The 7,210-nt window shown below is 65.5% G+C and carries 9 protein-coding genes; 1 reads left to right on the top strand and 8 read right to left on the bottom strand.

What is annotated here, in order from left to right; genetic code table 11:
• Positions 1 to 864: GTPase family protein (locus tag ACJ73U_RS43575; RefSeq protein ID WP_407783665.1), on the top strand; the 864-nt coding region annotated here is incomplete at its 5' end.
• A gap of 826 nt (positions 865 to 1,690) precedes the next feature.
• Here the strand turns inward: ACJ73U_RS43575 and ACJ73U_RS43570 are convergent.
• From ACJ73U_RS43570 to ACJ73U_RS43535, 8 genes are all read right to left on the bottom strand, one after another.
• Entirely contained in the window at positions 1,691 to 1,876 is a 186-nt protein-coding gene (locus tag ACJ73U_RS43570; protein WP_407783664.1) for a hypothetical protein, read from the bottom strand.
• Positions 1,877 to 1,902: 26 nt separating this feature from the next.
• Positions 1,903 to 3,087, bottom strand: a complete 1,185-nt coding sequence (locus ACJ73U_RS43565) for a tyrosine-type recombinase/integrase (protein WP_407783663.1) — start codon at positions 3,085 to 3,087, stop codon at positions 1,903 to 1,905.
• Positions 3,088 to 3,162: 75 nt separating this feature from the next.
• Complete coding sequence (locus tag ACJ73U_RS43560; protein ID WP_407783662.1) at positions 3,163 to 3,387, bottom strand: excisionase family DNA-binding protein; 225 nt, start codon at positions 3,385 to 3,387, stop codon at positions 3,163 to 3,165.
• A 59-nt stretch (positions 3,388 to 3,446) separates the two neighbouring features.
• Entirely contained in the window at positions 3,447 to 4,514 is a 1,068-nt protein-coding gene (locus ACJ73U_RS43555) for an AAA family ATPase (RefSeq protein ID WP_407783661.1), read from the bottom strand.
• The gene (locus ACJ73U_RS43550) at positions 4,511 to 4,777 is read right to left on the bottom strand and encodes a hypothetical protein (RefSeq protein WP_407783660.1); all 267 of its coding nucleotides are present in this window, start codon (positions 4,775 to 4,777) and stop codon (positions 4,511 to 4,513) included. Before ACJ73U_RS43550 ends, ACJ73U_RS43555 begins: the two co-directional genes overlap by 4 nt.
• The gene (locus tag ACJ73U_RS43545) at positions 4,777 to 5,712 is read right to left on the bottom strand and encodes a bifunctional DNA primase/polymerase (RefSeq protein ID WP_407783659.1); all 936 of its coding nucleotides are present in this window, start codon (positions 5,710 to 5,712) and stop codon (positions 4,777 to 4,779) included. Before ACJ73U_RS43545 ends, ACJ73U_RS43550 begins: the two co-directional genes overlap by 1 nt.
• A gap of 23 nt (positions 5,713 to 5,735) precedes the next feature.
• The gene (locus ACJ73U_RS43540; protein WP_407783658.1) at positions 5,736 to 5,996 is read right to left on the bottom strand and encodes a hypothetical protein; all 261 of its coding nucleotides are present in this window, start codon (positions 5,994 to 5,996) and stop codon (positions 5,736 to 5,738) included.
• Between the two features lie 175 nt (positions 5,997 to 6,171).
• The coding region (locus ACJ73U_RS43535; protein WP_407783657.1) for a hypothetical protein at positions 6,172 to 7,210 on the bottom strand (1,039 nt) is incomplete at its 5' end.

The following is a 7,210-nucleotide window of genomic DNA, read 5'->3' as shown; positions in this document are numbered from 1 at the left end:
GAAAGCAGCCCAGGGGTGAGGGGAAGAATGTTCGACTCTCGATCGCAACTCAAAAAGATCATAGGGATGCTCCGTGCCAACAATCCCGAAGTGACCGAGGAAAACTGGGCGAAGACTGAGGAGTTGCTGAACCAGAAGATCAAAGACGTTCTGCCGCCGACGATTGCCTTGATCGGGCTTGCTGGCGTTGGAAAATCGTCGACAATCAACGCACTGTTTAACTCCGGCGCTCCCGTTAGCCATTATAGGCCGTGTACCCAGTTCGCCACTCCTCTGGAAGGTGACCTGTTTGAGTACACAGGGCAAGGAGGAAGCGTCGTCGTCTACGATATGCCGGGCCTTGGCGAGAGTCTAACCGCCGACGAGCGGCACTATGCAACATACTGCCAAGTTCTGCCGTTGGTTGATGTCGCAATCTGGGTTATTGAAGCGCCCAGCAGGACAATCTCACCCATTCAGGTCGCATTGCACAGACTACGCAAAGACGGCGGCGGGAAACTGATCAACAAGATCGTATTTGCAGCGAACAAGATTGACCGAGTACATCCAGGTGAAGCTGCCTGGATTAAGCAGGCCAACATACCAAGCAAAGACCAGGACGAGACGATACAGCTTTATAGCAAGTTTCTCGCTGACGCTCTACGGGCAGAGGTGCCAGCGGCACAGAAGAACATCGTGTGCTATTCAGCCACCCGCCGCTACAACCTTGAGAGACTGATGGAGCAAGTGGGCGCCCATGCCCCCGACGACAGGGCATGGCTATTTGGACGCGTCGCCGCCATAGCCGACTTCAAGGAACTCGTTGATCCAAAGATGCTGGAATGGATCAGCAAGAACGCGCACCGGAACCCGTCCGGAAAGTGATTGATATGAACAACGAAATCGGCCCTGGCGATCCCGAGTGGGATCGGGTCACGTCTCGACTTGAAGACCTACTGTCGCGAATGAACGAGAGTCAGCAGCGACGACTTGAGAGGGACGAACTTTCGTTCCGCGAATTCTGCTCAGATGCCCTACGCTCGATTGCCGGCATCTTGGGATACACTCTCACCAATATTGACGAGTTCGTACGCGACATGGCGTGGTCCTTCGGTGATGGCTACAAAAAGGGTGTCGCGAGAGCACGTCAAAAGAGACTTCGACCATGAGTTCCTCTATCTTCCTTCCTCTCCCCTTTCCACAGTGTCCTTCCTGCGACTCTTCCTGGGAGACTAGCTCACACCGCGGATGTGGAGGTGAGATCGAAGTCGACCCCGACACTAGGACCGTCCGCTGCGGTGATTGTTATCACCGTTGGGACGTGATGGACTCCCTGTTCTATTGCGCTTGCAGCCACTCATTCTCTGCCCACGAGGTTTCAGCTGCGATTGACTCGCTGATTGACACCTGCCTGCGACTGGTCGACCTCCTCGACCGAAGCGCAAATGCCTATGAAGAATTCTCAGGTCGGACCGGAATGAGTTTCCGACGCTTTGTCGGCGGTCTATTGCACGGCTTGGGCAATGCCGTCGGGTTCGTAGCGGGTCGCCTACTTGGTCGCTTTCTGCCATAACGTTGCGATCGACAATCAGACCATAAATTGGCAGATAAAGGTTGCCATATCAATCTTCCACCACAGTAGACTGCAGGCGAAGCGCCTGACATCCGTGAAATTGGACGCCAGGCGCTTTGTCTCAGACGGACGAAAGGCTCAACTTCCCGATATCGGACCGCCGAGATCGACTCCCTCGCCGGCAGAGGTTGCGTCCTCTTTATCGCTGTCAGGATCGGCCCAGACCAGCCCGCCTACCTGGTCCGCGATTGCGGCCAGGAACTCCCGCGGTACGTGCATGTAACGCTTCGCAATCGATGCGTCTGACCAGCCCATGATCTCCATGACGGCAGGCAGTGGCACTTTGAGCACTAGGAGCATGGTTGCGGCGTGTGCCGGGCGTCGTGCAGCCGGGCATCCCGCACCTGCGCCGCGCCTAGGAGGGCCTTCCATGCCTCGTGATCAACAGTCGGGTGGACCGGGCCACCGAGTCGGCTGGTGAACACCCATCCTTCCTCGCGCCACAGGTTGGCCGCGTGCGCACGTTCGACAGCCTGCCGCTCGCGGTGCCGCTCGATCTCGTGCACCAACGGCGCGGGCATGCCGACCGTGCGTCGGCCGGCGCGTGACTTCACGTCAGTGGTCACCACTCCCCCGCTGTGCCGTTGTGGGCAGTGCGCGCCGTACTTCCGGCCGCATGGTTTGGCGTCCGCACAGCCGTGCTGCCAGACGAACTGCTGCACCGCTCGCCGGATGGTCATCGTGGCGGTCTTGAGCTGACGGTCCGGGCAGAGCTGCGCAGCCGTTCCGCGGCACTCGCTGTCCTTTTCGCAGCCGTGCTGCCACTTGATGTCCAGGTCCGACCACTTCAACCCGAGAGCCTCACCGCGCCGTAGACCGAGCGTCAGCGCGACCACGAACCGGGCACCGTTGCGCACGTCCGCAGCCGTGGCGAGAATCCGGCGCGCTTCCTCCACGGTGAATGGCACGATCTCGTCCTCTTCGACCTTCGGCGGCTTCGCCACCTTCGCCACGTTCTCGACCACGTGCCGACGCTTGACCGCCTCGCCGAGTGCGACCCGCACGGTCCGGTGCGCCAGGTGCACCGTCCCTGCCGCGAGCCCCTTTCCTCCCTTGTCCTTCGGGAGTTGCAGCTTCGCGTACAGCCTTTCGAGGTGCTCCGGCTCCAGCTTGTCCAGCCGGTGCGCACCGACCCCGGGAATCAGGTGGTTGTAGACCGATGAGCGGTAGCCCACCATCGTGGTCCGGCGCACGGTCGGGGCCGCGATGTTCTCGACCCAGTGCCGTAGCCACTTCTCCACCGTCCACGCGCGGCCCGGTTTCCGGACCTTGCCCGCGTCGCGCTGCTTCTCCAGCTCGCGGACAGCGCGGATCGCGTCCGCTTCGGTGTTGCGCTTGACGTGCCGCCGATCCGGCCGACCGTCGTCGCGGACGCCCATCGTCACGCGGCCGTGCCACTTCCCGTCACTGCCGAGGTAGATGGACGAGGCACCGTTGGGGTTACGTGTTCCCTCTGCGCGCTTCCTGCGTGCCACTTCTGTGGTTCCTCTCGTCGCCGCGTTCGGGCATGGCTCCGCCCGAGCGGTTTGCGTTTGCGGTGAATCTGCTGATCAGGCAGCGTTCTGGTCGGTGAGCAGGCGCGTCATGAACGCGTCCAGAGCGCCTACCGGGATGCGGCGGAGTCGGCCGACGCGCACCGACATGACCTCTCCGGCCTTGATCAGCGCGTACATGCGGGTGCGGCTGATGGAGAGCAACTCAGCCGCTGCCTCGACGGTGATCAGCAGCCGCGGAGAGTCGTCGCCTGCCTGCCCTGCCGTGGTGCGGGTGACCATGCTGGGAACCTCTCCCCTCGTGTCGACGTGACCGGTCCTTGTGGGTGTCACTGGCGTTGTCACAGCGATTCCTCCTGGTCAGCAGCGGTGGAGTGACCGAGTGACAGGTGTGACAGCGGTGACGTGTCACTGACCTGGTCACTCGGCTGGTCGCCCGGGTCGGGTGGGTAGTAGGCCCCACCGGGCGCGACGCGGAGCTGGCCCTGTTCGGCCATCCGCGAAAGGGTCTTGCGCACCGTGGCCGGCGGCTTGTCCAGTGCCTTCGCCAGGTCGGCGGGCTTGCTGCCGGGGTACTCGCGCACCAACCGCATCAGCAGGGCACGCGTGTCGCGCATCTCGTAGTCCGACGCGGGGCCATCCAGCTTGCTCCAGAACGTCCCGTCGAACGTCATCGCGTAGTCGTTCTCCACGACGTCGCGGCCGGTGACGTGCAGGACGCCGTCCGCCTGGCCGCGTGAGCGCTCGAGTACGAGCGTGGCGTCCACCGCGCCGGTCAGGCCGTTGGTGCCGGACACCAGGTCCTGCCAGTCCTCGGCGGCCTGCTTGCGGACATGGTGAATGAGCAGGATCGGCACGCCGTAGTTGTCCGCGATGGTCTTGAACCGACCAGCCGCGGCGTAGTCGGCTGCGTACGCGGACACGCCCTGCGGGTTGCGGCCGCGCATCTTCTCGAAGGTGTCGATGATGATCAACCGTGCGGCGGGGTTCTCCTCGATCCACTCGACGATGACCGCGTCACCGCCGTTCGGCATGGTCGGGCAGGCCGTCTCCAGCGTCAGCAACGGCGCGGCCCGGCCACCGGCCGCGAGCATCTGGCGGCGGCGTGACTGCAACCGGCGGCCGGTGTCCTCCAGCGCGCAGTACAGGACCGGGCCACGCTCGACCTCGATCCCACCCAAAGCAGGATCACCGTTCGCGATGGCCGCGCCGATGCCGAGCGAGAGCCAGGACTTGCCCAGCTTCGGCGCGCCGGCCAGCATGTTGAGCCCTTCGCAGAGCAGGCCGGGTACGGCCCACCGTGGCGGCGGGAACTCCTGGCTCAACAGCTGGTCGTCGGTCCATCGCGTCCGTCGTTCCGGTGCGGCTGGGACGGCATGCAGGGCACGAGCTGGTGCCGTGTTCGTCACGCGGCCTCCCGGGTGGCGTGGTTGAGAAGGGCGATGACCGCAGTCCGGCGGCTGGGGTAGTCGAGGTCGGTGCTCCAGCGCGCGGCGTTGTCGCCTTCTTCGCGCCAGCAGGCCCACCAGCGCCGGCCGCCGTAGTGCCAGCCGCGCCACGGCCGGCCATCTCCGACCCAGCCGACCCACCGACCCGCGAGCAGCACGCGGTAGTTGACCGTGCCGCCACCGTGCGAGCCGTCTGTCCGCTCCAGACGCACGTCAGCGCTCATTAGGCCACCTGCCGGGGCTGGTGTGCGCCTGCGTCCAGACCGGAGCGGATGGTGGCCATGGCTTGGCTCTGGCTGTACGCACCGACCGAGATGTGCGTCCACGCAGCGGCGAACAACTCGTTGACCGCCTGGTCCTCGCGCAGCGCGCCACCGGCTACGAGCTGACCGAGCGACTTGGCCGCGACGTACAGGCGTGCGTTGCGCTGCCCTTCGCGAGCCTGCTGGACCTGCGCGCACTCCAGGCTCACGGCCGCGTCCACGTACCGGGACCGGCGGCCGGCAGCCACCCGCACCGGTCGGGCCGGCACCGTCGAACGTGGCACAGGCCGGAGCAACGTCGCGAGCCAGGCAGGCAACGGCGCGACGGGTAGATCGAGCACCACGCGGTAGCGGCGGCCGTCCATTGTCGAGCCCGGGGCGACCACGTAGCCGCCGTGGGCGCGGGTGTCCACTTTCCACCCGAGCGTGCCGGCCGTGTTCCTCAGCTCGACGCCGTCCGGTGCGCGGTAGTACAGGTGCAGACCACCGGAGGGAGTGGCCACGGTGAACGTGTCGGCCAGTACCGGCTCACCGGCACGGTCGGCGAGTACCGCCAGCACGTCCTGTCCATCCCGGACACCAGGCATGTCCCAGTCGGACGGGCATGGGTCGTCGTCGGGTTTGGGGGTGTCGAGATCGAGCACCACGAGACCGGAGGGACCGGTTGCGGTGCCGACGTTGAATCGACCGGCCGACCACGCGGACCGGATGCGGTCGGAGTCGGTGGTGGCGCGCTGCTCCCACCCCTGGTGACCGTCGCGGCACGCGTCGGTGCGTGGGCAACGGTTCTTGCGATGCAGGGCCGGGGCCTTGCTGCCGGGACGGAGCGGGAAGACGTACCAACCGCGGGCCGCGGCCCTGAGCGCAGCCGTCAACATGTCCGAGTCAGTAGCCATGGTGATCCTTCCGAAGTAGACGGTCAGTGGCGGCGGATGGCGCGCAGGTGGTTGATCAGGCGGCGGCCAACACGCAGGCGGCGGCCGGTGCCGTCGCAGCGTCGGCAGCGCCAGAGGCGCCGGGCGTCGGAGTGGCGGCACGAGGTGAACGGGAAGAGCCAGCAGCGGACGAGGTATCCGGCGGTGACGATCACCAGGGCGACCATCGCGACCGAGACCAGCCCGGCGAGGCTGTGACCGTGGGTAGCGGCGCCAGGGATGTCGGTAGCGGCAAGCGTGGACATGGATGTCTCCAGAGAGCCTGTTTTTGGGCAGCGTCGACCAGGGCCGCTATCCGCTACCTGCGGAAATAGCGCCTGATCAGATGTGTCTTGAGAGGTAGCGGAGCGGGGTAGCGGTGCCGCTACCGGTAGCGCGACAGCCGCTACCCCACCGATCCGCTCGGACCACTCGCGACGGTTACCGTGTGTGAGATTCGCGGCGTGCCATGGCCGCGTGAATGTCGTCGGCCTTCGCGCCCTTGAGCACCTGGCCGTCCCACTTGACGTTCACGCTCGATACGCCCAACGCCCGGAGCTGGGCACTGATCGCGTCGGCCGTGATGTCGCCGTAGTGCTCCGGCGCGTGCTCGACCAGGCGGCCCGCGAGGATCTGCCAGGGCAGGCGGCCGGAGCCGTTGAACACGGCCAGCGCGTCCGCCAGGACGTCGCGCACCTCGCGTGCGATTTCCTCACCGGCGGCCTGCCCGCTGAGTGTGCCGACCCGTTCCCGGTGCTTGCGGGCCGCGAGCAGGATCTTCTCCGCGTCGGTGTGGTCGGCCAGGAACGTGCTGGTCGTCGGGGTGCGGTCGGACTGGCCGTACAGCAGGCCCAGACCCAGGTACTCCTCGCCCACCGGCAGGCTGGACGCGTCGTAGCCCTCGGCGTACGCGTCACCGCCCAGCACCGCCTCGCTGACCGTGCGGTTGCCGCACTTGAGCGCGAAGCGGACCGCGTGGTTGTCGCGGTAGCGGTTGAACAAGCGGCCTACGTCACCCGCACCGACCCCGGACGGCTTCTGCGAGCTGGACAAGATGACTACACCGGCCGACGGTCCAACTGCCTGAATCCTCGACAGCTTGGCCGCGATCTCCTTGTTTACGGCCTGGTCCTCGGTCTCGAAGTAGACCTGGAACTCCTCCATGACCAGCACCAGCACCCGCAGGTCCGGGTATCGCGGATCGCGTGCGAGTTCCTCCGTCAGCTTCCCTTCTGGACAGACGGAGACCGGCAGACTCGCGAGGATCTGGTTCACCCGCTCGATGTGCGCGAGCACCTCGTCCAGCACCGCCAGCAGGTGCCCGATCGGGTCGTCGTCGTTCGGGTTGGGATGCGTGCCGAAGATGATCCGGTGCGCGACCAGCCGGAACTTCGCCCAGTCCGGCGAGTTCTTCCCGTCGACCACGATCAGCTTCACGTACGGGTCCAATGCCGCGTGGAGCGCGATCAGGCGCGCGGTG

The organism is Actinophytocola sp. (assembly GCF_045807065.1).
GTDB lineage: Bacteria > Actinomycetota > Actinomycetes > Mycobacteriales > Pseudonocardiaceae > Actinophytocola.
The sequence above is the reverse complement of the archived record's forward strand: the minus strand, read 5'-3'. Positions and strand labels throughout refer to the sequence as shown.